Consider the following 22,111-nt stretch of genomic DNA (forward strand, 5'->3'; position numbering starts at 1 on the left):
AAGCCAGCCGATGACGGCTGGCTTTATCTGTGTTCCTCTTTCTTTTGAACGATTCGGTGAATGTGGATCGTCAGGTAAAGTAGATCTTCATTGGTCAGCTGCTCCTGGTACATCTTCTGGATGTAGGACTGGACCTTCTGCGCACATGCATAGGCTTTACTATAGTTGGTCTTTACCATTTCGAATAAGCTATTATCTTCGTCCTTATGTTTGCGGTGATTCAAGATCCTCTGGGCAAAGAACTTCAAGTGTGTAACAAATCGGTAGTAGGCTAGCGACTCTTCATCGTATTCAATACCAAAATGGAATTTAACGATATGAAGGACATCCTGGATGAACTTTGTAATATTGATCATTACTGGCATGTCTTCATTCATCTGAGCATTGACGATATGCAAAGCAATGAAGCCTGCTTCGTCCTCAGGCAGAATAATGCCGACTTTTTCCGCAATAATCGAAAGTGCATGCTGTCCGATACGATATTCATCTGGATAAAATCGTTTGGTTTCCCAAAGCATTGCATTCTTAATATCGATTCCTTGCTTGAATCTTTCAACCGCATAGTATATATGATCAGTCAGGCTGACATAGATATTGTCATGTATTTTCTTATTTGTGTGTTGCTTGGCATATTGGATAATCTCTTCAGATACTTCGACAAAGGAAAGGGGAATCTCAGATAATAATTCCATCAGTCGTTTGTTCATTTCCTTATCATCGAGCTTGAATGTCTTTTCAATCTTCGTTTCATCCACTTCATCGCCAGCTTTACAGCCAAAGGCAATTCCCCGCCCCATGATGACAAGCTCTTGCTCCTGCTCGCCCAAGACGGTGATGACGTTATTATTCAACACTTGCTTGATCTGCATCAGGACCACCTATTCCTTAAAAAGGATAAACTATCTAGGTCTATAGTATAGGAAAATGATAACGATTACAATCGGCAATATCTTAATTACATGACAAATTAGTGAGCAGATATGCTTTTTGAATAATATGGGTCTTTTCATCCTTATATCCATAATGTGGAACTGGTAAATTGGGAGTGAAAATAGCTTAAGAAGGGGGGATTCATTATCGCTCCAGGTGTATTGCCTATATTCTTGATTGCCGGAATTATTGAGTTTGTTACTATCGCCAGTTTTATTTTTATGCTGGAAAGTGAATTTGACTTTGTCATTTTAGTAGTTATTCTTATCATGCTGAGTGTACTATCAACAACGTTATTTTTGGTTGGTATAAGAAAAAATAATCACTATCAGAAGAATAAATAATAATAAAACTAGGTGCTGTAGATGCAGCATCTTTTTGTAGTTTATTAGTATATCAAGTAGATAAGAAAGCATGACAAAAAATATGTGTAATAATTCTATACTATGTAAACATAAAGAGCCGAGCAACGTGCCCGACTCCTTCATTACTTACAGGATATCTACTCTTACAAGCAGTGCTACTAGCAATTGAACGAGCAATTGAACATTTACAGCTATATCAGTATCTGTGGTTGTTACTCTAACATTACGGGAATTTCTTACAAAGGTCTTCTGAACATTTTTCTGTTTTACAGTAGCCTTCTGGAAGAGTTCTTGGGCGATCTGATCTGATCTGCTGCTATCTCCAATAGAGATATTCAAGATGACTGCAATAGCTGCTTGCAAAGCCGCTTGAATAGTCAGTGCGGCTTGCGTGTCAGTTGTTGATACTTCTACATCTACAGAATCGATAACATAGATACTTTCCTTAGAAAACTGTTCTGTTACAGATTTTTGTCTAGCTTCTTGATTCACATCAGGGTCGGAGAAGGATCCTGCTGTTCTTGGATCTAGAGCACTCCACTTTTGACTACTATCTGGACGCCAAACATCACTCATCTATATCACCTCCTTAATCTAGTATTCGTTTAAGTTCTAACTGAAGTTCGTCAGAAATCTTCTTGATTTGATTTTTTCTTTCAGGGGAAAGATTCCGTAGAGCATTATCGGATACCCCATGTTTTGCTAGAACATCCGTTAGCAGTAAATCCATAATGGATCCTTGAGGATTGCTTCCAGCAGCTTCCATGAATTTCTTTTTGAAATTCTCATCCATGAATGGCCAGCCTCCTTCTTTTAAGTTTTTCATTCGTATAGTGTAGACTATGAGGAAATGCAATTTTGTAGTGGGTCAATCACAGTTATGAAAAACCTATTTTTCCGCAAACTAGAATAGATGTCCCTGTTTTAACTAGATAAAAGTCCTTATGGAAGTAAAAATGGGACAGGTGTCTCTATTAGATTTATGAAATATTTCCATAAGTACTTTTAGTATCGTTATAGTAGTTGGTAGGCAGATAGTGTGACATGTCTTCTATACGATTTCTTTTCTGTTTTATTTGATTTGTCAAAAGCAATTAGTGGTGTTATCTTGATACTGTACCGTCTGGACGGTTAGGAGAGATAAAAATGAAGACACAAGATAAAATCCTGGATGCAGCAGCTGCGCTTATCCTGGAAGAGGGCGTCAGCAATGTCACACTCGAGAAGATAGCAAAGCGTGCAGAAATCAGCAAAGGTGGCTTGCTGTATCATTACCGCACAAAGGAAGCATTATTTCAGGAATTGAATGTAGCTGCCATCAGGGAATTTGAAGAAGCCATTGAACGGTATCTAGATAAACAGCCAAACGCAAGAGGAGCATATGCAAGGGCTTATGCATTAGCAACAATTGAAGATATCCAAAAAGGCGGCACACATCGCAGCAGTGCACTTATATCTATTTTCAGTGACCATCCGGAAATAATGGAGATATGGAAAGAAAGCTACGTGAGATGGCAGCAAGGATTTGATCAAGATGGGTTGGAGTGGGAAGAAGCTGCCACCATACGTTATGTTTGTGATGGTCTTTGGTTCAATGAAATGGCAGGCACAACAAGCACAGTAGCTTTTGCTGCCGACTTATTGCACAAATTACTGGCGCGTATAGACAATCGAGAGGGGGATTAATATGTCTTATTTGTTTTTGGCTGCATCCATCTTATTTGAGGTATTCAGTTCCACAATGCTGAAATTATCGAATGGATTTAAACGTCTGCTGCCTGTGGTCGGGATTGTCGTAGGATATGGCATCAGTTTCTATGCGTTATCCATCACATTGCAGTCCCTCCCGCTAGGGGTTGTTTATGCGACGTGGAGTGGTGTTGGTACCATATTGACTGTGGTAATCGGTGTATTGCTTTTCAAAGAGAAAGTAAATAAAAAGGGTGCTCTGGGCATTGCAATACTGCTGGTCGGGCTTGTATTGATGAATCTATCGAAGTGAAGGAGGGTGTAAAATGAAAGCAGGTATTTTTCTTGCATTAGCCATTATACTGGAGACGATCGCATCTTCCATGCTGAAAGTATCAGATGGGTTTTCTGTTTTGCTTCCGTCGATAATCGTAGTAATCGGATACCTAGGTGCATTCCTATTTTTATCCTTCACGCTGAAATCGATGTCGTTATCTACTGCTTATGCAACTTGGTCCGGTGCAGGTACGGCTCTGACAGCAATGATCGGGATAACCATATTTGGAGAATCGGCTTCCTGGATGAAGTTTATCGGTTTGGCACTGGTGATTATTGGGCTCGTATTACTGAATACACAGCATAAGGAATCAAAAGAGAAAGAGGCTTCTGTCCAATAAGAAAAGAGGTACTGCACATGCAGTACCTCTTATTTTTTCAGCAGAAGATAAAGGAAATAAGGAGCGCCTATGAAGGCGACAACGATGCCAGCTGGAAGTCCATCCACTGTTGCGATATTCCGTCCAATTGTATCAGCCAGCAGCAAGAGCCAGCCGCCAATTAAGGAGGCAACAGGAAGCACGTACTGATGTCTGGCTCCTACAAGCGCTCGCGCGATATGTGGTGCCATCAAACCAACAAAGCTGATGCCCCCAGCAACTGACACAGCTGCAGCAGCAATGGCCACCGCCGCAATCATGAGAATGATACGGTCGCGATTCAGCTGAACACCTATCCCAACTCCGACTTCTTCACTAAGAGCCAACACATTGAGCCGATTCGCCATGTAAAGCGCAAGCGGCAAAATGATAAGGATCCACGGCAGCAGTGCAAGGACGAATGGCCAGTCCGTACCCCATATATTTCCCGCCAGCCACTTAGCGATGAAATCTACCTTTTCCCTGTCAGCGGCGGATATCAGGACGATCATCATACCGGATAAAGCCATGGAAAAACCGACACCGACCAATACAAGCCGGACTGGCTGGAGACCGTGCTGTTTGCTGTATGAGAAAAGATAAATCAGCATGGCTGTCAAAAGTGCACTAACAAAACCTACAATCGGCAAGATATATGCAAAGCTTCCTGCATCAATCGGCATAAACAGGAAAAACACTGCAATACCTATTCCGGCGCCGGAATTGATACCGATGATTCCGGGATCTGTGAGATCATTCCTCGTAATTCCTTGCAGGATCGCACCGGACAAGGCTAGTGCCATCCCAGCGAGCAGTGTAACTGTAATACGAGGAAGCCGGATATCAAACAAAACAAATGATTCAGGGAAAGTCCCATTGCCAAATAATGTTGGCAGTAAACGATTATAAGATAACGATGCAGGACCAAGTCCCATTCCGATGATGATTGTAACAAGGATCAGCACAGTCAGAGAAATCATCATGATCGCCTGTTTGCCTTTTTTTGCTGTTTTCATGAGTAAGCGCGACCTCCCCGATGGACGATGAGTAAGAAGAATGGCAGACCGAGAGCGGCTACGATAGCCACAAGCGGCGTTTCATAAGGTGCATTGATCGTCCGGGCAGCTGTATCAGCGAGCAGCATGAAGGTTCCGCCGGCAAAAAAGGACAACGGAAGTATATAACGATAATCCGTGCCAGCAAAAAAACGCACAATATGAGGAATCATCAGACCGATGAAGGTCATGTTACCAACCAATGCGACGGATGCTCCTGCCAGCAGGATAGTCACTAGGAATAATAATGCTTTGATTGCAAAGGTCTTCTGACCAAGGCCGACAGCTACTTCATCGCTTAAGCTGAGCAGCGTTAGCTGATGAGATAAAAATAACGACAAGATGATTCCCGCCAGTATGATTGGAATAACGAGCTTTAACTGCGTCCAGTTAACACCGACTAGACCGCCAGCTGTCCAAGCGGACACTTGTTTGGACAGCTTAAAGCTTAAGCCAATTGCTTCTGATACGGCATATAACAAAGCAGATACAGCAGCACCAGCCAGAACGACTTTTACAGGGGATAGACCGCCAAGACGAAGCGATCCAATACCGAATACAAGACCGGCTCCGACAGCAGCACCTATAAAGCAGGCAATAATTATAACGATGTAATTTGCTTGGGGGACGAACGCCATAGCAGCTGCCAGTGCCGCATTCGCTCCGGCTGTCAAACCGAGCAGGCCTGGATCTGCGAGCGGATTACGTGTCATACCCTGCATGATCGCACCAGCTACAGCTAAAGCTGCACCGACAAAAAAGGCTCCAACTTCACGCGGCAGCCGATTTTCACGGATGATAAGGATATCATCATTTGTTTGACTGCTGAATAATGCGTTCCAGATATCACGTAAGGAAATATCGGCAGCACCGAGAGACAAAGCCACAGCAAATGCTGTAATAGACAATAGGATTCCAATAACAAGTTTCAAAACAAATGGTATGTTCTTCATCGGCCAGCCATCTTTCTATGTAAGGATAAGGGAAAGAGCTTCCTAATTTCCTAGGAAGCTCTCTTTGATAAATTCTAACTGATAATCCAGTGTATTGGAATCGTTAAAGTAGAAGGCATTTCCATCAACTTCATATACCTGGTTGTTTTTTGCAGCAGTAGTATTCTGGAATGACTCAGAATCTTCTACAGATGTATCTGCATCATCAAATTTGCTGAAGATGACATAGTCACCCATATAGTCAGGCAGTACTTCTGTTGATAATGCGAAGTAACCTGCCTCCAGTGCATCTTCTTTCACTTTCTCCGGCATATTCAAGCCCATTGCCTGGTACAGCACTTCGGTTCCTCGTCCCCAGTTATCACCGTATACGTACAGCTGTTTATCGAAGTTCTCGACAACAGATACTGTCGCGTCAGCTCCGATTTTTTCCTTAATCTGTTCCCCAGTCTCTGTTGCACGTTTGGTAAAATCATCAGCCCAGGCTTGCGCTTCATCCTCTTTATTGACAAGCTTACCGATTTCAACGTGCTGATCGAGATAGTTCAATTTGCCGTAAGTGAACGTAACAGTAGGTGCAATTTCCTTCAGCTTATCTAGGTTTTTCAAACCGGTAAGACCTATGATCAAGTCCGGTTTAAGCTCGATGATCTTCTCTAGATCATCTTCAGTTACTTCCTCAGCATCCTTCAATGCATCCTCAAAGCGTGGATTCTGCATGGACCAGGCATCTGCTCCTACAATTGGTACGTCCAAGTCGATTAAATCACCGACGTAAGAAGAAAGCACCACGACGCGTTGCGGATCAGCAGGTACCTCAACTGGACCATCTTCTGATTCATATGTAATAGTTTCGTTTCCAGATGAAGATGCTTTCTCTTCAGAGTTAGATGAATCATTGCTGCCGCAAGCAGCTAATACAAGCACTAAAATAAATAATACCGGAAATAGCTTTTTCATTATGTATGTCACTCCTCATGTTATAGGGGGGAGTGCCCTGTTAGGGGGACAGGGCACCAGGGTTATACGATGAGAATGAGAATGATTATCAATCTCGCTTGATTCCATCATAAAGGCAGAAAATTTGTATGTCAACATTGATTTTGAGAATTTTTTCCGGTATATTTGAATGAGAATGATTATCACTATCGGAATAAAGGAGGAGTCAGTGTGCAGGAAGAATTGCTCTATGATGTTACGATCATTGGTGGAGGTCCAGCGGGATTATATTCCGCTTTCTATAGTGGGTTACGGCAAATGAAGACGAAAATCATCGAGTTTCAGCCTTATTTGGGCGGTAAGCTCCATGTTTATCCGGAAAAGATGATTTGGGACGTTGGCGGATTACCGCCGCTTCCGGCAGGCAAACTGATTGACCAGCTGACAGAGCAGGCACTTACCTTCGATCCGGAAGTGGTATTGAACGAGAAGGTAACAAGCATTAAACGGGACGATGATGGTATCTTTGAACTTCACGCTGCAAGTGGTACAGTTCACTATTCCAAGACAATCATTGTAGCAGTCGGCGGCGGAATACTTAATCCGCAAAAACTGTCTATAGAAGGCTGTGAGAGGTTTGAAGTAGCGAATCTCAACTATACAGTCAAAGACATGCAGCGTTTCAAGGATAAAACTGTCATTATCTCTGGCGGCGGCAACTCTGCTGTCGATTGGGCAAATGAACTGGAGCCTATCGCGAAACAGGTATACGTTACATATCGCAATGAGGCACTAAAAGGTCATGAAGCATCAGTAGAGCGATTGCAGTGTAGCGGTGCCAAGTGTTTCCTTTGTACATCAATCACGAAACTCGTAGCATGTCCGAACCAGCAACATATTGAACGTGTTGAATTGACGAATCACGACACTAACGAGACTACTTTCTTGCCAATTGATGAAGTTATTGTGAATCATGGCTATGAACGGGATATGGATCTGATTCAAAACAGCGAAGTGGATATTGAGCTTTTGGATAATTACTATATCGCTGGAACATCAAGCGGGGAGTCCTCTGTACCTGGTCTGTTTGCTGCAGGAGATATTCTGAAGCATGATGGCAAGGTCACCTTGATTGCCGGCTGTTTCCAGGATGCAGCCAATGCTGTCAATAAAGCGAAACAGTTTATCGAGCCTGCTGCAGACAGCTGGGGTATGGTTTCTTCTCATAACGCATTGTTCAAACAGCGTAACCGTGAGCTGTCTAAGAAATTGGTCTAAGAGCGCATATTGCGCTTTTTTTTTGCAGAAAAGAAAAGTGAACAGGTGGACAAAAGAGACACAGACTATTGGCAGGAGTTATATGGAAAGTCGTTTAGTATAACAGAATCATAATGAAATCCATTTCATTTGAGAGTGAAAGTAATATTTAAGAAAGAAGCCGCCAAATGGCAGCTTCTTTTTCTTTTAGGGTTATAGTTTGTGTACCCTGTCGACAATCGCTGCCGTGACATCCTCTGTTGCATACTTTCCGCCCAAGTCAGGTGTCAAAATCCTAGCCGCTGTCACATCTTCAATGATATCCAGCAGTTTAACTCCGAGCTCTTCCTCTCCAAAGTGATCAAGCATTAGCTTCGCTGTCCAAATTTGTCCGATTGGATTGGCGATGCCTTTACCGACGATGTCCGGGGCAGAACCGTGGACGGGCTCGAACATGGAGGGGTACTTACCATTTACATTGATATTAGCAGCAGGAGCAATACCGATACTTCCCATGATGGCGGCGCCGATATCGGTAAGAACATCACCAAATAGATTGCTTGCCACAATGACATCAAAGCGCTGCGGCTGCGTGACGAAGAAAGCAGCAAGGGCGTCGATGTGCTGGCTGTCTGACTCAATATCTGGATAATCACTTTTCACAGCTTGGAAGACTTCATCCCAAAACGGCATGCTATGGACGATTCCATTCGACTTCGTTGCGCTCGTTACATGCTTTCTGCGCTTTGCGGCAAGCTCGAATGCATAGCGCATTGCTCGTTCTGTCCCGCGTCTTGAGAAAATCGCATTTTGAATTGCTACTTCATCTTCACCGCGGAAAATCCGGCCGCCGACTTCGCTGTATTCGCCTTCACTGTTTTCCCGTACTACAAGCAAGTCGAAGTCCTTCGGGTTCGTAAGTGGTGAGGTAATGCCCTTTAATAGCTTGGCAGGCCGAATATTGATAACTTGCTCAAATTCACGCCGTATCTTGATCAGCATGCCCCATAAGGAAATGTGGTCTGGTACGAGCTTCTGATTCCCGACAGCTCCAAGAAAAATAGCATCTGCATCCTGCAAGCGTTCCAACGCATCATCCGGCATCATCTGGTTATGTTCCAAATAGTATTCACAGCTCCATGGATATTCGGTGAAATCAAACTGCATTCCGCCATGCACATTGGAAACCGCTTTCAAAACTGTCTGAGCTGCTGGAACGACTTCTTTCCCGACTCCATCTCCTGGTAAACTAGCTATCTTTAATCTTTTCATACGTCTCCTCCTTGTTTGGCTTCTGTAATTGTTTTCCCGCTTTTCTTCATGGAATTCATCTTGTGAGACTGAGGTAATGTAATCAAAAGGAGTATAGCTGTTATCTGGTACAGTCTTATGGCGGATGAGCTTATAGAAACTGATACCTAACACCAAAACGACTCCGACACAGAAACTGAGTATCATAATAAGTAAAAAGAGCATTCCTACCTCCTGCACGGTAAGCGGTTACTATTATTCTACCTGAGTGAACTAAAATTCGAAAATATTTCACGGTGATTTATTTGAAAATACAGCATATATACCTTATAATCCTGATAAGCTAGTATACATGAGCGGAGAAAAAAGCCTCCATCCCGGTAACGAGATGGGGGCTTTTTTTCAAAACTGAAAGGAGGCGATTCCCTTGGGAAGGTGAAGGTAATGAACATGTTAACGCAGCGAAAGAAGACACCAATATAGAAATACAACATCATACGGAGGTGAACCCCTGTAAAGGGGGAAAATTTGGACCCATTATTAGCACTTAATTTAGCTTTAGTCGCCTTGTTCATCATTCTGACGGCATTCTTCGTCGGTGCCGAGTTCGCAGTCGTGAAAGTACGTATGTCACGAATTGAGCAGCTCATCGAGGAAGGGAACAAGACCGCCTTAGTCGTACAGAAGCTTGTCCGTGATCTTGATTACTATTTATCTGCTTGTCAGCTCGGAATTACTGTAACTGCACTGGTATTAGGTGCACTTGGTGAGCCGACTGTCGAAAAGATATTGCACCCAGTATTCGAGTACTTCGGTTTATCAGAATCTCTTTCTACCATTCTTTCATTCGCCATAGCCTTTGCGGTCGTGACATTCCTGCACGTCGTAATTGGTGAGCTGGCTCCGAAAACATTGGCAATCCAATATACAGAGAAAATGACGCTCATTCTGGCGCGTCCGCTGTACTGGTTTGGAAAGCTGATGGCACCTTTTATCTACACACTGAATGGATCTGCACGTGTATTTCTGCGGATGTTCGGCGTAAAGCCAGTCGCGCATGAGCAGGCCCACTCCGAAGAGGAACTGAAGATCATCATGGCACAAAGCTTCCAGAGCGGTGAGATCAACAAGACTGAGCTGGATTATATGGAGAACATCTTTACATTCAACGATCGCGTCGTCAAGGATATCCTTGTACCGCGGACACAGGTTATTGCTATTTCTGATACGATGACACGGCATGAAATTCAGGAAGTGATGGTTGAGCATCAATATACTCGCTATCCTGTAACAGAAGACGGTGACAAAGACCGTATTTACGGCTTTGTTAACGTTAAAGAAATGCTGACTGATTTCACATCGAAAGAGGATAAGAAATTAGATGCCTTCATTCACCCAATCCCAACGGTGCATGAAGGAACAAGCCTGAATGATACATTGCTGACAATGCAGAAGAGGCGTGTTCATATTGCGCTAGTCGTCGATGAGTACGGCGGAACTGCTGGTATTGTAACAATGGAGGATATGCTTGAAGAAATCGTCGGGGAAATACGCGACGAATTCGATGAAAATGAAAAACCAGACATCCAAAAGGTTGCAGAAAATAAGTATCGCCTGAATGGTCGGGTCCTGATTGAGGAAATTGAGGAGCAATTCAACATTCGATTCGTCAACGAAGCAGAAGTCGATACAATCGGCGGCTGGATGCTCACCAATCTTCGCAGTATCGAAGAGCATAGTGTCATAGAAGCTCATGGATATGAGTGGGAAATAACCGAGACACTGAACCATCAAATCGTTGAAGTGGAAATGCGCAAACAAACCCAGGTCGAAAAACTGGAAGAAAGCATCTCCAATTAAAGAAACGCCGCCCTAATGAAGGGGCGGCGTTTTTTACTGCTGAAAATACTTTTGTATTCCATTGATCAGTAATTGAAAAGAAACGATTGTCACAATAATTGCCAGCAGCGGCACCCATAATAGCCAAGTTGCCCCAGTTAAAAAGGAGTCATAATAATTCCCCATGAAAGAGAACCACTCATTCGTAATCGGAGCGGGCGGAGAAGGAGAAAAAGGATCATAGCTAACCTTTGTTCCTCCGAAAAACAGCTTAAAAATGCTCAAGTGCCCAATGATTAGAAAGGCCTGAACCAGGCATCGGAATAGAAGCTGCAGCAAGGTTGTTCGAATACCAGGCAGTACATGAAGGCGGAAAAGATGCCAGCGTGAAGCACCGAGTGTAACGCTTGCTAGAATATATTCCGTCTGTAAAATCTCTCTAATCGAATCGGCAATCAGTAAACTGGCAGGAGGAACAAGTAAAATTCCAATTACCATAATTTGAATAACGATTCGCTCTGCCAGTGAGTGTTGGAATCCTTCAAAAGGCTCCCATAAAAACGGCTTTAAGATAAGGTAAGCCAGTAAGGATCCGGGGATAAAATAGAAAGAAAATAAGCTATTCTTCATCAAAGTTCGAAGATGTCTTCCTTTATTAAAACCTAACACAGTTCCAAGCAGGAAAGCGAGGAGCATCGCAATCAGTGCGATAGCGATAACACCGCCTATCGTATACTTCGCTCCCATCAGCAGAGTCGGAGCAAGGTGATTCCCTGCATGATCGGTGCCTAAAAAGGAAAATTCAAAGGGTGCGAATGGAGGCCCCTGTAAATCGCCAGCATCATTGTATGCAAATGAAGTCTGGGGAATATAAGAATGGTAGAACAAACCATAAACGATACTACCGGCAATAAGCAAAAACAGTACTATGCTTCCAATAAGAAAAGAGGGAATCCGCCAAATTTTCATAGCTCCGCTCCTTCTCCAAGCAATAGAAACAGACCGATTTCAATAATTTTCAACAAGGCATAAATCGGCAGGAAAAGCAGAAGAGCGCTAATGAAAAAGATGGCTGGCTGCGTATATGACAGCAGAAATGTCGTGATTCCAAAATTATTGAACAGAACCTCCACAATGAATAGATTGCCTAGTAAAGTAGCAATGATGAACTTGAGGTGGTAAGAGAGCCGCACCAGTACATTACGCAGGAGATGCTTTTGCAAGACGGCAAATCGTGAAAGACCTTTCCCTTTTGCCAATTCTATGTATGGTTTCTGCCATTCTATCTCCATCAAGTTTACGAGAGTATGGTACAAAAAGAGCGTAGGTACGATGCTTAGTACAAGAATAGGCAGTCCAAATGCTTCTGCTTCGCCGGCTCCAGTAAAACGTAAGAAACGGATCTGTGTTAGCTGGTAAGCAGCTACAACCAATAGCTGAGCAGAGACAATATAAACAAGATCTGGAATCGTCTGCAGAAAGGAAGCGATCGTCTCCATTAATCGACTAAAGCGTGGAGGCAAAAATTGCTGCACACATGCAAGCAGCAGTGCGATACAGAGAGATAGTAAAAGTGATAGAGAGAATATCGTAAAGCTCGACCGAAAAGCCTCAAATATAAGCGGAAATAAAGGGCGTTCTACGCCAGATATGCTGTTGATGTATGTCAATGTCTGAGGGGTGAGCAGGTCACGGAAGAACCCAGTGATTGCCTTCGGGCTTGGCGGCTGTAGACCGGCAGAGGTAATACATAACGGAATCAAGCTGAACAGAAAGATGCTAAAGAGGAAAATAAATAATTTTCCTGATTCCTGTATGAGTGATTGTAACCGCAGCAACTGCATCTTCTCCTTTAATAAATGGTATAAATATACTTTTAGGCTACCATATACCAAAATAATCGGGTAGGATGGCAGCCTAATAAGTTTTTTATTTGTACATCTCGCTTACGTTTCTGTCAGCTTTTTAGCTGCTATTGATTCAGATCTACAGTAAATGCTTCATCAAAGTAATACGTATTTGGACTATAAATAGTATATTCTTCATCTAAAAGTTTTCCTTCTATTACTACTATTGCATCTTTATTGGCCCGAGAAGCAATACTTTCATCTAAAATCCTTATATAATCTCCTCCGTTTTTATCTTTAATGATAAAAGGCAAATATTCGTTTACTGGAACATCAGCGTGATAGGAAATATATGTTTTACCATCCTTCACCTCTACGTTTGAAATGGTAATATATTCATTATCACCTATAGGGAGTTTCGTTTCCCCATTAGGCTGGAACATAGTAGAATTTTCTGCTGAGAATTCGACGCTCATATCTAGTTTATACGGCACAACTGTTAAATTCTTCATCAAAGGATTAATGTTTTCATAGCTGCTTAACATTCTTTCAGAACCATTTTTACCGACTCCGACTGACCCATTCAGCCAATTCTTTGCTTCGCCATCGTTGTCTTCAATTAGAAAATCAATAATGCCGGCGTGTTCGTGCTGTACACTTTGCAAGTGAATTCTGATAGGGGTTATTACTAATTTCTCCACCTTTACATCTGTACCTAAAGCAGGAAGATTCTTATTTACTTCCACTGTCTTACTTTTAGTAGCTGCTTTCTTCGTGTCCACTTGAAGGGAAAAATGCCATTCTCCTTTCAGCTTTTTATCCTCTTCAAAGCCTAGAGCAGTTGCTTTCATATCTAATTTAAATTTCTTCGGTAATTCTGAGATTTCAATTTGATTTCCTTTTACTAAGATGTCAGGGTCTAACTTTGCTTCATCTGTATCACTAACAGTAAATGCCTCTTTGTTTAGGGGGAAAATCACCATGCCATCATAAGCTTTTTTGTTTTTATCTAAAAACTCACCTACCTCATTTGAAGGAGAAATGGTTGATTTAAAACCATTGTATGTAATTTTCGCCTCTTCAGGGAAGAGGCTAGGTGTTTCCGAGAAAGGCTGATCACTCTCAGCATGATAGGAAACCATTAAGTAATAGCCATCAAAAATTGCCTTGGTAATGGATATTTTTACACCATTACTTTCTTGTACAATGTTAGCTTCATTGGATACTTTCTCCGCATCACCTAATGATAGCTTATCTATAATTATATTAGGAACTCCTATACTGCTTGCTAATGAGGGATTCAATTGAACACTCATCAAGAAAATGGCAAGAATAGCAGCAGCAACTGACCACGTAATAGCTTTCTTTTTTCTTTTTCTGCGGAGATTTTTATCAGGTAAGTTTGCCAAAGTATCGTCTATTTTTACTTGGATGTGTTCTGGTATATTATTAGTATTTTTCTTTATCTTATCTTTGAAGTTTTCGTCAAATTTGCTTGTCACGTTACTGCTCCTTTCTAATTTCACTTAATTTTATTTGTAAGAGTATCCTCGCTTTTGATAATCTGGAGCGAACAGTTCCTTCAGGTATAGATAATATTTTAGCGATTTCTTTTGTTGATAGATCTTCATAATAAAAGAGTACAGTAACAATTCTTAGTTTTTCTTTAAGAGAATAGAGAGCTTCTTGTAATTCTAGATTTTCGTATGTATCTTCAATAGAAGCTGTTTCATGATTGGAGTTATCTAAATAAACTGTTCGATATCTTTTCCTTAACATACTCTTACATTCGTTAATAAGTATCCGAATAAGCCAGGTTTTGAAGTAATCGGCTACTCTCAATTTGCTTATATTTTCATAAGCTTTCAAGATAGTAATCTGAATGGCGTCTTCGACATCTGCTTCATGATGTAATATTCCTTTTGCCACACGATATAAGTTTCGCTTGTTTTCTTGAATCAGTGATGAAAATGCTTCTTTGTCACCATTTTTTGCTAAAAGTGCTAAGTCCATTTTTCTCTCCATTTGTATATTTTTAAAAACTACTGTTTTCACTACCTTACCTCCTTTCACACTCATTAGAGAAGACAGCGTGATAATATGTTCACTTTTTTTATTTTTCTTTTTAAATTAAAAGATATAGGGACGAGCCAGTTCCCTGGATATAAACACGGTGTTTTGATCATCATCTGATTTATCTTTGCCTTACAGTCCAGAAAGTTTATGTGGGTCTTCTTTGCAATCAACTTTCTCTGCCGAGGATATAGATAACCAGGCCACAGGATTACATTTCTGCTATATGAAAACAAGTCCGCATCGACCAAATGTTTATACATACTCATTCTTAGTAAATGAATTGGTTTTTGCATTGGAAGGTGCAGCAAAAGAAAAAGAGTTCAATAGGACTGCGTAAGAGTGGTATAGTTAATACTTTAAAATTCACTTTGCAGTTACTGGAGTTTTAATTTAGAAAATGTTAATGATTAACACCGATAATAACAAAATTGAAAATTAATAACATAATATTGTTGACAATTAACATCAATAAGCATATTATGAACACATAAGATGTTCATGATTAACAAGGGTGATACAAAATGCAGCCAAATGAACGCAGAAATGTGATTTTAGAACAATTAAATAAGAATGAAAAGATAGATATCGATGCATTAGCCGAAGAACTCAATGTATCTGCTATGACAATCCGACGAGATTTGAACTATTTGGAGGAACAAGAGCAGATTATCCGAACGCTGGGTGGTGCAATCCTCAACAAACCGCTGGTGATGGAATCGTCATTCCAGACAAAAGAAGGCAAGCATGCTGATGAAAAGCGTCTGATTGCTAAACGGGCTGTTGAGCTGGTGCAGGAACACTTTACAATCCTGCTTGATTCAGGAACAACGACACTTGAGATCGCGAAGCTGCTTAAACAAAAGCAGAATTTGACAGTCGTAACGAATGATATCAAGATTGCAGCCGAGCTGATGGATAGTGAGGTTAAGGTGATTCTAACAGGCGGAGAGATGCAGAATAATATCGGGGCGCTATTTGGTCCGCTCACAGAGCAGACATTGCGTAACCTGCATGTAGATTTGTTTTTCTTAGGTGCACATGCAGTTCACCTGCGAGTTGGTGTGACAGCACCTACTTTTGAGAAGGCTTCCATTAAAAAATTGATGGTTGAATCAGCGCAGGCTACTTGGCTGGTGGCGGATTCAAGCAAGCTGGATCAGAAGGCGCTTGCTAAGGTTTGTGATTTAGGTGTATTATCCGGTGTCATTTCGGATAGTGGCATAAGGGCTTATCATCCGAGAGAATTACCGGAGCTTTTGGAGGTCGTAGCAGCAGAGGAGGAAGCCTGATGAAGATTGGTGTAATTGCAGATGATCTAACTGGTGGAAATGGAACTGGTGTTAAGCTGACGAAGCTTGGATATAACGTTGCGACGATGGTCTTCTACGACCATCTCCCTTCCTCAGACCAGATCAACGGTGTGATTGTCGATACCGATAGCCGATATGTTAAGAGAGAGGTCGCGCACCGTCGTGTGAAAACGGTTGCGGAAAACTTGAAGAAGTGGGAGACGGATATCGTCTGCAAGCGGATCGACAGTACAGTACGCGGTAATATCGGTGTTGAGCTTGATACACTGCTCGATGAACTGGGAACGCAAGCAGTTGCTGTCGTCGTACCAGCTTATCCGGATTCCGGACGAATCGTATCTGGCGGGTACTTGCTCGTTCACGGCGTACCTGTTCAATTGTCAGATGTGGGTAAGGATCCGGTTAAACCGGTTACAGAATCACATGTGCCAAAACTGGTAGAAAAACAGAGTAAATTCAACGTAGCAAGCATCGGCCTTGAGACAATCCTTGCAGGCAAGCAAGCGATTGAGAGCAAGATGCAGGAAGCAATTGACGCCGGTGCCAGAATCATCGTGCCGGATGTTATCACGAATGAAGACATTGATGCAGTTGCAGGTGCCATGGCAGAGCTTGAAGCTTACCAGATGGTGCCGACTGATCCTGGCCCGCTGACAGCGGCATTCGCCCGCGCATTCAGTCGGAAGCGGATGAAGGATAAGAAAATTATCGTCACAGTTGGAAGTGTCACATCGAATAGCTCGAAACAGCTGCAATATCTGAAGGATAAGACGAATCTCCGACCAATTTATGTGGATTCCAAAAAGCTGGCGACAGTGGATGGTGTCTGGGATGAAGAGGTAGATCGGGTCATTGCTCTGGCAAAGCAGGAAATGGAGAAGCAGGATATACTGCTAATCACAACTGATGCACCTGGTTCTGAAATCCTTGATTTGAAAACGCTTGGAGCACAGCAGGGCGTGAGTCAGGATGCGTTGGCGAAACGTATTGCCGATGGTCTCGGCAAAATAACACGAGTTGTTGTACAAGAAAGCAAGTTTGAAATTGGGGGCTGTTTCTCTAGTGGTGGAGATGTAACCGCTTCACTGTGCTCGATAAGCAGAGCAGAAGGAATTCAGCTGTTGGATGAAATCCTGCCTCTAATCGCTTATGGGAAATTTATGGGAGGATACCTGGATGGCATTCCAATCGTAACCAAAGGCGGCACAGCAGGCGGAATGAAAGCAATTTATACAAGCGTGAAATATTTGGAAGCTAAATTTTAAGGAGGAATAAACAATGACAGAAAGAGCAATTATCGCAATTCCAATGGGAGATCCAGCAGGTATCGGACCGGAAATTACAATGAAGTCACTAACAAAACAGGAAATTTATGATGTATGTAAACCACTTGTGATCGGTGATACAGCAGTCATCAAAAAAGCTATTGAAATCGTTGAAGCGAATCTAGAAGTAAATGAAGTTTCCTCTCCGACAGAAGGAAAATATGAACTAGGTACTGTCGACGTAATCAATCTGGACAACATTGATATCGAAAAGCTAGAGTACGGTCAAGTTTCCGTTCAAGGCGGCCAAGGCGCGTTCGAATATATCAAGAAATCTGTAGAGCTTGCGATGGATGGTCAAGTACAGGCACTAGCGACAACACCGATTAATAAAGAGTCCTTGAAAGCAGCCAAAGTTCCTTACATCGGACATACAGAAATGCTTGAAGACCTTGCTGGCACGGATGATCCGCTGACAATGTTCGAAGTAAACGGCATGCGTATCTTCTTCCTTACACGTCACCTTTCCTTGAAAGATGCTATCGCGCAGATGACGAAAGAAAGAGTTCAAGATTACCTGATCCGCTGTGACAGAGCACTTCAGCGTCTAGGGGTGGAAAATCGCCGCTTTGCAGTGGCAGGCTTGAACCCGCATAGCGGTGAAGGCGGCTTGTTCGGCTGGGAGGAAGTAGAACAAATCAAACCTGGTATCGAGCTTGCTGTTAAAGACGGTATCGATGCAGTCGGACCAGTTCCTGCAGACTCTGTATTCTTCCAAGCACTTAACGGCAAGTACGATGCAGTTCTTTCCTTGTATCATGACCAAGGTCATATCGCAGCGAAGATGACAGATTTCCACCGTACTGTTTCCATCACGAATGGTCTGCCGTTCTTGCGTACATCCGTTGACCACGGTACAGCATTCGATATTGCTGGTAAAAACATCGCGGAAAGCATCAGCATGGAAGAATGTATCAAAGTTGCAGCACAATATGCACCAAACTTTACTCGTACGACACTTTAAGCAAAACAATATACCGTCAGAAAGGAAGGATGCGTTAGTCCTTCCTTTCTGACGGACAACAATGAAAACACTTACAAAGGGATTTGGGGGAAATCATCATGCCATTACTGATTATAGCTTTAGGTGTACTATTATTGCTTATTATGATTATGGGACTTAAGCTCAATACATTTGTTTCGTTGATTATTGTTTCCTTTATCGTCGCATTGCTGTTAGGCATGCCGATGTCAGAAGTAGTTGGCTCAATTGAAAGCGGTTTAGGCGGTACGCTCGGACATATCGCACTGATATTCGGTATGGGTGCTATGCTTGGCCGTCTGATTGCAGACGCTGGAGGTGCCAATCGAATTGCGACTACGCTTATTGATAGATTCGGTGAAAAACGGATTCAATGGGCAGTTCTATTTGCTTCCTTCATCGTTGGTATTGCTTTGTTCCTTGAAGTAACAATTGTCTTGCTTATTCCGATCATCTTCTCGATCGCAAAAGAATTGAAAGTATCTATCGTGCATCTTGGATTGCCGATGGTAACAGCGGCACTTGCAACACACGCATTCCTTCCGCCGCACCCAGGTCCAACTGCAGTAGCAGCGGAATATGGTGCTAATATTGGACTTATGCTTATTTATGGTATCATCGTTGCAATTCCTACTGTTATCCTTGCAGGTATTCTGTATCCGAAGCTTGCTAAAAGAATTGTTCCGACTGCATGGACACGTGAGGGCAGTGCATCCTTTGGTGTAGCGAAAACATTCAAAGAAGAGGAAATGCCAGGTTTCGGTATCAGTGTCTTCACAGCATTATTCCCGGTTATCCTCATGGCAATCGGTGCGGCTGTGGATATCCTGCAAACATCATTGAAGTTCGATGACAATATGTTGATAGAAATCATTCGTTTTGTGGGTAACTCATCCACAGCAATGGTAATTTCCCTGTTAGTTGCGATATACACAATGGGGATAAGAAGAAATATCCCGATCAAGAAACTGATGGATTCTTGTGGATCTGCTATCAATGCACTTGGTATGCTGCTATTGATCATCGGTGGAGGCGGAGCCTTGAAGCAGGTGCTTATCGATGGTGGTGTAGGTGACTATGTTGCTTCTATCTTTGCAGACACTTCTATGTCACCAGTATTCTTCGCCTGGATGGTCGCGGCAATACTTCGTATCTGTCTTGGATCCGGAACTGTGGCTACACTGACAACGGCAGGTTTGGTCATTCCGTCACTAGGTACAATGCCGGATGTTAACCTGGAGCTGGTTGCTCTTGCCACGGGTGCAGGCAGTGCGATTGCTTCTCATGTCAACGATGCTGGATTCTGGATGGTAAAAGAATCACTTGGTATGACATTGAAAGAAGCCTTTGGTACGTATACGGTACTATCGACCGTTGTAGCTGTTTCTGGTCTAGCATTTACGATGATTTTGGATATCTTCATCTAAGGAAACACCCCGGTCAAGCGATACTTGACCGGGGTGTTTTTTATAGTAGAAACAATGTGATGATCGCTAAGAATAAGCAATAGATAGAGAAATATATCAATTTACCTTTTTTCATGACGTCGATAAACCATTTCAGGGCAAAATAAGTCCCTATGAGAGAGGCGAAAAAAGCTACAGCATACGCGATTAGATAATCCGTAGTAATATTTTGATTGAACATGTCAGGAATTTCTAGGATACTAGCTCCTAAGCTTACCGGTATATATAGTAAAAAGGAGAACATTAATGCTGTGTCTCGATTCATACCTGTCAGCATGCCTGTCACCACTGTCGCACCGGAGCGACTCACGCCAGGTATAAGAGCTATTGATTGTCCAAGTCCAACCAATAGTGCCTCTTTCCAGCCTATTTTTTTCATATCCTTCGTTCCTTTGATATTTCTGATTAGGAATAAAGATATTGCAGTTAAAAGTAGTGCGATGCCAACCGTAAATGTACTCTTCAGATTCTCTCCAATAAAATCGTTAAATAACAATCCCAATAATGCTGCTGGTATCGTCCCAATAATAAGATAGATGACGAGATTAAAATCATCTTTTTTTGTTTCTTCTCGTTTCACTATGTATTGGTAAGATGACGTAGCCAATCTGGCAATTTGGTTTTTATAAACAAGTATCACAGCGATAAGAGAAGCTGTGTTAACGATTACTTCAAAGTTTAAATCCTTTACTTCTATACCTAACAGATGCTGCGCAATGATTAAATGTCCGCTGGAACTAATAGGAATAGGTTCAGATATTCCCTGGATAAGACCTAAAAAGAGATATTTAACGAGCAAAATCCATAAATCCATAATTAATTTCCTCACTATTTGTTTCTGACTTTTTTCTCACTAGGATACCATATAGAAATGTTGATGATTTGTCAATGTATAGGTAGAAATTTAGCGGTAATGTTGACATATTGTCAACATTACCGCTATCATGGCGAAAGTCGGTAATTTCTAAATGACTTAGTTTTCTTAATTGGAGATGCTCAATATGTTATCGAAAATGAAAGAGCTAGATAAGACGTTATTCTTTTTGGTTATTTGTATTTGCTTATTTGGATTGATTATGGTGTATAGCGCTAGCTACCCATTAGGTTCAATAAAATATAATGCCTCAAACTTCTTTTTTCATCGACAATGGATCTCTTTTTTGATAGGAATTTTTGCTATGACAATAGGTTTTTTCCTGCCCTACAAGCTGTATCAAAAATGGAGTCCGCTTCTTGTTATAGGATCAATGATACTACTCATACTTGTCCTCACACCTTGGTTTGGAGAAGTTCGGAATAACTCCCAGCGTTGGCTGCAGTTAGGTCCTCTCGTCCTCCAACCGGGAGAATTCGTGAAGTTTACAATGGTTGTCTATTTTGCATCTGTTTGCGGAAAAAAACATAAGGCACTTACAAGTTTCAGAAAAGAATTATTACCGCCGCTCTTACTGCTAGGGGTGGTATTCCTACTTATTCTTATGCAGCCGGATCTAGGGACTGCTACTTCTATAGCAATACCTTGTTTCTTTATTCTGCTATGTGCAGGTATCAAGAAACGTCATCTGTTCGCCATCGCTGGAGTTGGTGCATGTGCTGTAATTTATTTAGCTGTATCTGCTCCTTATCGATTAGCACGTATTTTATCCTTTCAAAACCCATTCAGTGATCCGAATGGTAAAGGCTATCAGCTGATTAATGGTTATGAAGCCATCGCTTCTGGCGGTGTGTTTGGAAAAGGTATGGGAGGCAGTGTTCAGAAACTCGGTTTTCTTCCCGAAGCTCATACCGATTTTATTATGGCAGTCGTTTTGGAGGAACTGGGTACTTTGGGGCTGGCTGTAGTGTTCTTCCTTTATTTTGGGTTTCTCATAAAAGGAGTCTACATAGCATTGCATGCAAAGAATTCATACGGAACTTTATTGACGATTGGGTTTTTGTTTCAGATTATGGTTCAAGTAGTTTTTAACTTAGGTGCAGTTGCCGGTCTTTTACCGATTACGGGGATACCATTGCCCTTTATCAGTTATGGCGGTTCCTCTCTTATTGTGAATCTATTTACGATGGGTATTATTTTGCAGATATCGCGGAATGCCAAACAAATCCGCATTCCTATCGTGGAAAGAAGGCGTTAA

Annotated in this window: 22 protein-coding genes; 10 read left to right on the forward strand and 12 right to left on the reverse strand. The window is 42.1% G+C overall.

Annotated elements, in window-relative coordinates:
• Positions 1–23 precede the first annotated feature (23 nt).
• From licT to CHH48_RS14245, 3 genes are all read right to left on the reverse strand, one after another.
• Positions 24–869 (reverse strand): BglG family transcription antiterminator LicT, encoded by an 846-nt coding sequence (licT, locus tag CHH48_RS14230; RefSeq protein ID WP_095219815.1) that lies wholly within the window; start codon positions 867–869, stop codon positions 24–26.
• A 552-nt stretch (positions 870–1,421) separates the two neighbouring features.
• Positions 1,422–1,871, reverse strand: a complete 450-nt coding sequence (locus CHH48_RS14240; RefSeq protein WP_095219817.1) for a spore coat protein — start codon at positions 1,869–1,871, stop codon at positions 1,422–1,424.
• Between the two features lie 13 nt (positions 1,872–1,884).
• The gene (locus CHH48_RS14245) at positions 1,885–2,088 is read right to left on the reverse strand and encodes a hypothetical protein (protein ID WP_038562919.1); all 204 of its coding nucleotides are present in this window, start codon (positions 2,086–2,088) and stop codon (positions 1,885–1,887) included.
• Between the two features lie 353 nt (positions 2,089–2,441).
• On the opposite strand from CHH48_RS14245, the gene CHH48_RS14250 reads away from it, so the two are divergent.
• From CHH48_RS14250 to CHH48_RS14260, 3 genes are read left to right on the forward strand one after another with little or no spacing between them, the layout of a single operon-like run.
• Complete coding sequence (locus CHH48_RS14250) at positions 2,442–2,981, forward strand: TetR/AcrR family transcriptional regulator (RefSeq protein ID WP_095219818.1); 540 nt, start codon at positions 2,442–2,444, stop codon at positions 2,979–2,981.
• A complete protein-coding gene (locus CHH48_RS14255) occupies positions 2,977–3,297 on the forward strand; it encodes a DMT family transporter (RefSeq protein ID WP_141230077.1) in 321 nt (106 codons plus the stop codon). Before CHH48_RS14250 ends, CHH48_RS14255 begins: the two co-directional genes overlap by 5 nt.
• A gap of 13 nt (positions 3,298–3,310) precedes the next feature.
• Positions 3,311–3,661: a DMT family transporter gene (locus CHH48_RS14260; protein WP_095219820.1), complete on the forward strand. Its 351-nt coding sequence runs from the start codon at positions 3,311–3,313 to the stop codon at positions 3,659–3,661.
• A gap of 29 nt (positions 3,662–3,690) precedes the next feature.
• Here the strand turns inward: CHH48_RS14260 and CHH48_RS14265 are convergent, their stop codons facing one another.
• Genes CHH48_RS14265 through CHH48_RS14275 form a run of 3 tightly spaced genes read right to left on the reverse strand, consistent with a single transcriptional unit; the run spans position 3,691 to position 6,647 of the window.
• Entirely contained in the window at positions 3,691–4,695 is a 1,005-nt protein-coding gene (locus CHH48_RS14265) for a FecCD family ABC transporter permease (RefSeq protein ID WP_095219821.1), read from the reverse strand.
• A complete protein-coding gene (locus CHH48_RS14270; RefSeq protein WP_095219822.1) occupies positions 4,692–5,687 on the reverse strand; it encodes a FecCD family ABC transporter permease in 996 nt (331 codons plus the stop codon). The genes CHH48_RS14265 and CHH48_RS14270 overlap by 4 nt, the downstream gene beginning before the upstream one ends.
• Positions 5,688–5,729: 42 nt before the next feature.
• Positions 5,730–6,647: an iron-hydroxamate ABC transporter substrate-binding protein gene (locus tag CHH48_RS14275; protein ID WP_095219823.1), complete on the reverse strand. Its 918-nt coding sequence runs from the start codon at positions 6,645–6,647 to the stop codon at positions 5,730–5,732.
• Positions 6,648–6,857: 210 nt separating this feature from the next.
• Here CHH48_RS14275 and CHH48_RS14280 point away from each other — a divergent pair, with 210 nt between their 5' ends.
• A complete protein-coding gene (locus CHH48_RS14280; RefSeq protein ID WP_095219824.1) occupies positions 6,858–7,904 on the forward strand; it encodes an NAD(P)/FAD-dependent oxidoreductase in 1,047 nt (348 codons plus the stop codon).
• A 192-nt stretch (positions 7,905–8,096) separates the two neighbouring features.
• Here CHH48_RS14280 and CHH48_RS14285 read toward each other — a convergent pair whose 3' ends face one another.
• On the reverse strand, positions 8,097–9,359 hold the full coding sequence (locus CHH48_RS14285) for a tartrate dehydrogenase (RefSeq protein WP_095219825.1): 1,263 nt from the start codon (positions 9,357–9,359) through the stop codon (positions 8,097–8,099).
• A 303-nt stretch (positions 9,360–9,662) separates the two neighbouring features.
• Between CHH48_RS14285 and CHH48_RS14290 the strand changes: the two genes are divergently transcribed.
• On the forward strand, positions 9,663–10,994 hold the full coding sequence (locus CHH48_RS14290) for a hemolysin family protein (protein WP_095219826.1): 1,332 nt from the start codon (positions 9,663–9,665) through the stop codon (positions 10,992–10,994).
• Between the two features lie 33 nt (positions 10,995–11,027).
• Here the strand turns inward: CHH48_RS14290 and CHH48_RS14295 are convergent, their stop codons facing one another.
• The 4 genes from CHH48_RS14295 to CHH48_RS14310 form a co-directional block, all read right to left on the reverse strand.
• Positions 11,028–11,942 (reverse strand): ABC transporter permease subunit, encoded by a 915-nt coding sequence (locus CHH48_RS14295; protein ID WP_095219827.1) that lies wholly within the window; start codon positions 11,940–11,942, stop codon positions 11,028–11,030.
• Positions 11,939–12,811, reverse strand: coding sequence for an ABC transporter permease subunit (locus tag CHH48_RS14300; RefSeq protein ID WP_176466455.1), 873 nt, complete (start codon positions 12,809–12,811; stop codon positions 11,939–11,941). The genes CHH48_RS14295 and CHH48_RS14300 overlap by 4 nt, the downstream gene beginning before the upstream one ends.
• A 134-nt stretch (positions 12,812–12,945) precedes the next feature.
• Positions 12,946–14,322 (reverse strand): DUF4179 domain-containing protein, encoded by a 1,377-nt coding sequence (locus CHH48_RS14305; protein ID WP_176466456.1) that lies wholly within the window; start codon positions 14,320–14,322, stop codon positions 12,946–12,948.
• Position 14,323: 1 nt separating this feature from the next.
• Positions 14,324–14,875 (reverse strand): RNA polymerase sigma factor, encoded by a 552-nt coding sequence (locus CHH48_RS14310; protein ID WP_428848890.1) that lies wholly within the window; start codon positions 14,873–14,875, stop codon positions 14,324–14,326.
• A gap of 542 nt (positions 14,876–15,417) precedes the next feature.
• Here CHH48_RS14310 and CHH48_RS14315 point away from each other — a divergent pair.
• From CHH48_RS14315 to CHH48_RS14330, 4 genes are all read left to right on the forward strand, one after another.
• Positions 15,418–16,185: a DeoR/GlpR family DNA-binding transcription regulator gene (locus tag CHH48_RS14315; protein ID WP_095219830.1), complete on the forward strand. Its 768-nt coding sequence runs from the start codon at positions 15,418–15,420 to the stop codon at positions 16,183–16,185.
• Positions 16,185–17,471, forward strand: coding sequence for a four-carbon acid sugar kinase family protein (locus CHH48_RS14320; RefSeq protein ID WP_095219831.1), 1,287 nt, complete (start codon positions 16,185–16,187; stop codon positions 17,469–17,471). The genes CHH48_RS14315 and CHH48_RS14320 overlap by 1 nt, the downstream gene beginning before the upstream one ends.
• Before the next feature lie 13 nt (positions 17,472–17,484).
• A complete protein-coding gene (gene pdxA, locus CHH48_RS14325) occupies positions 17,485–18,495 on the forward strand; it encodes a 4-hydroxythreonine-4-phosphate dehydrogenase PdxA (protein WP_095219832.1) in 1,011 nt (336 codons plus the stop codon).
• Positions 18,496–18,593: 98 nt separating this feature from the next.
• On the forward strand, positions 18,594–19,940 hold the full coding sequence (locus CHH48_RS14330; RefSeq protein ID WP_095219833.1) for a gluconate:H+ symporter: 1,347 nt from the start codon (positions 18,594–18,596) through the stop codon (positions 19,938–19,940).
• A gap of 40 nt (positions 19,941–19,980) precedes the next feature.
• Here the strand turns inward: CHH48_RS14330 and CHH48_RS14335 are convergent, their stop codons facing one another.
• Positions 19,981–20,793: a TSUP family transporter gene (locus CHH48_RS14335; RefSeq protein ID WP_095219834.1), complete on the reverse strand. Its 813-nt coding sequence runs from the start codon at positions 20,791–20,793 to the stop codon at positions 19,981–19,983.
• Positions 20,794–20,980: 187 nt separating this feature from the next.
• On the opposite strand from CHH48_RS14335, the gene ftsW reads away from it, so the two are divergent.
• Positions 20,981–22,111, forward strand: coding sequence for a putative lipid II flippase FtsW (ftsW, locus tag CHH48_RS14340; RefSeq protein ID WP_095219835.1), 1,131 nt, complete (start codon positions 20,981–20,983; stop codon positions 22,109–22,111).

Origin of the sequence: Terribacillus saccharophilus (assembly GCF_002272075.1) — a bacterium.
Lineage (GTDB): Bacteria > Bacillota > Bacilli > Bacillales > Amphibacillaceae > Terribacillus > Terribacillus saccharophilus_A.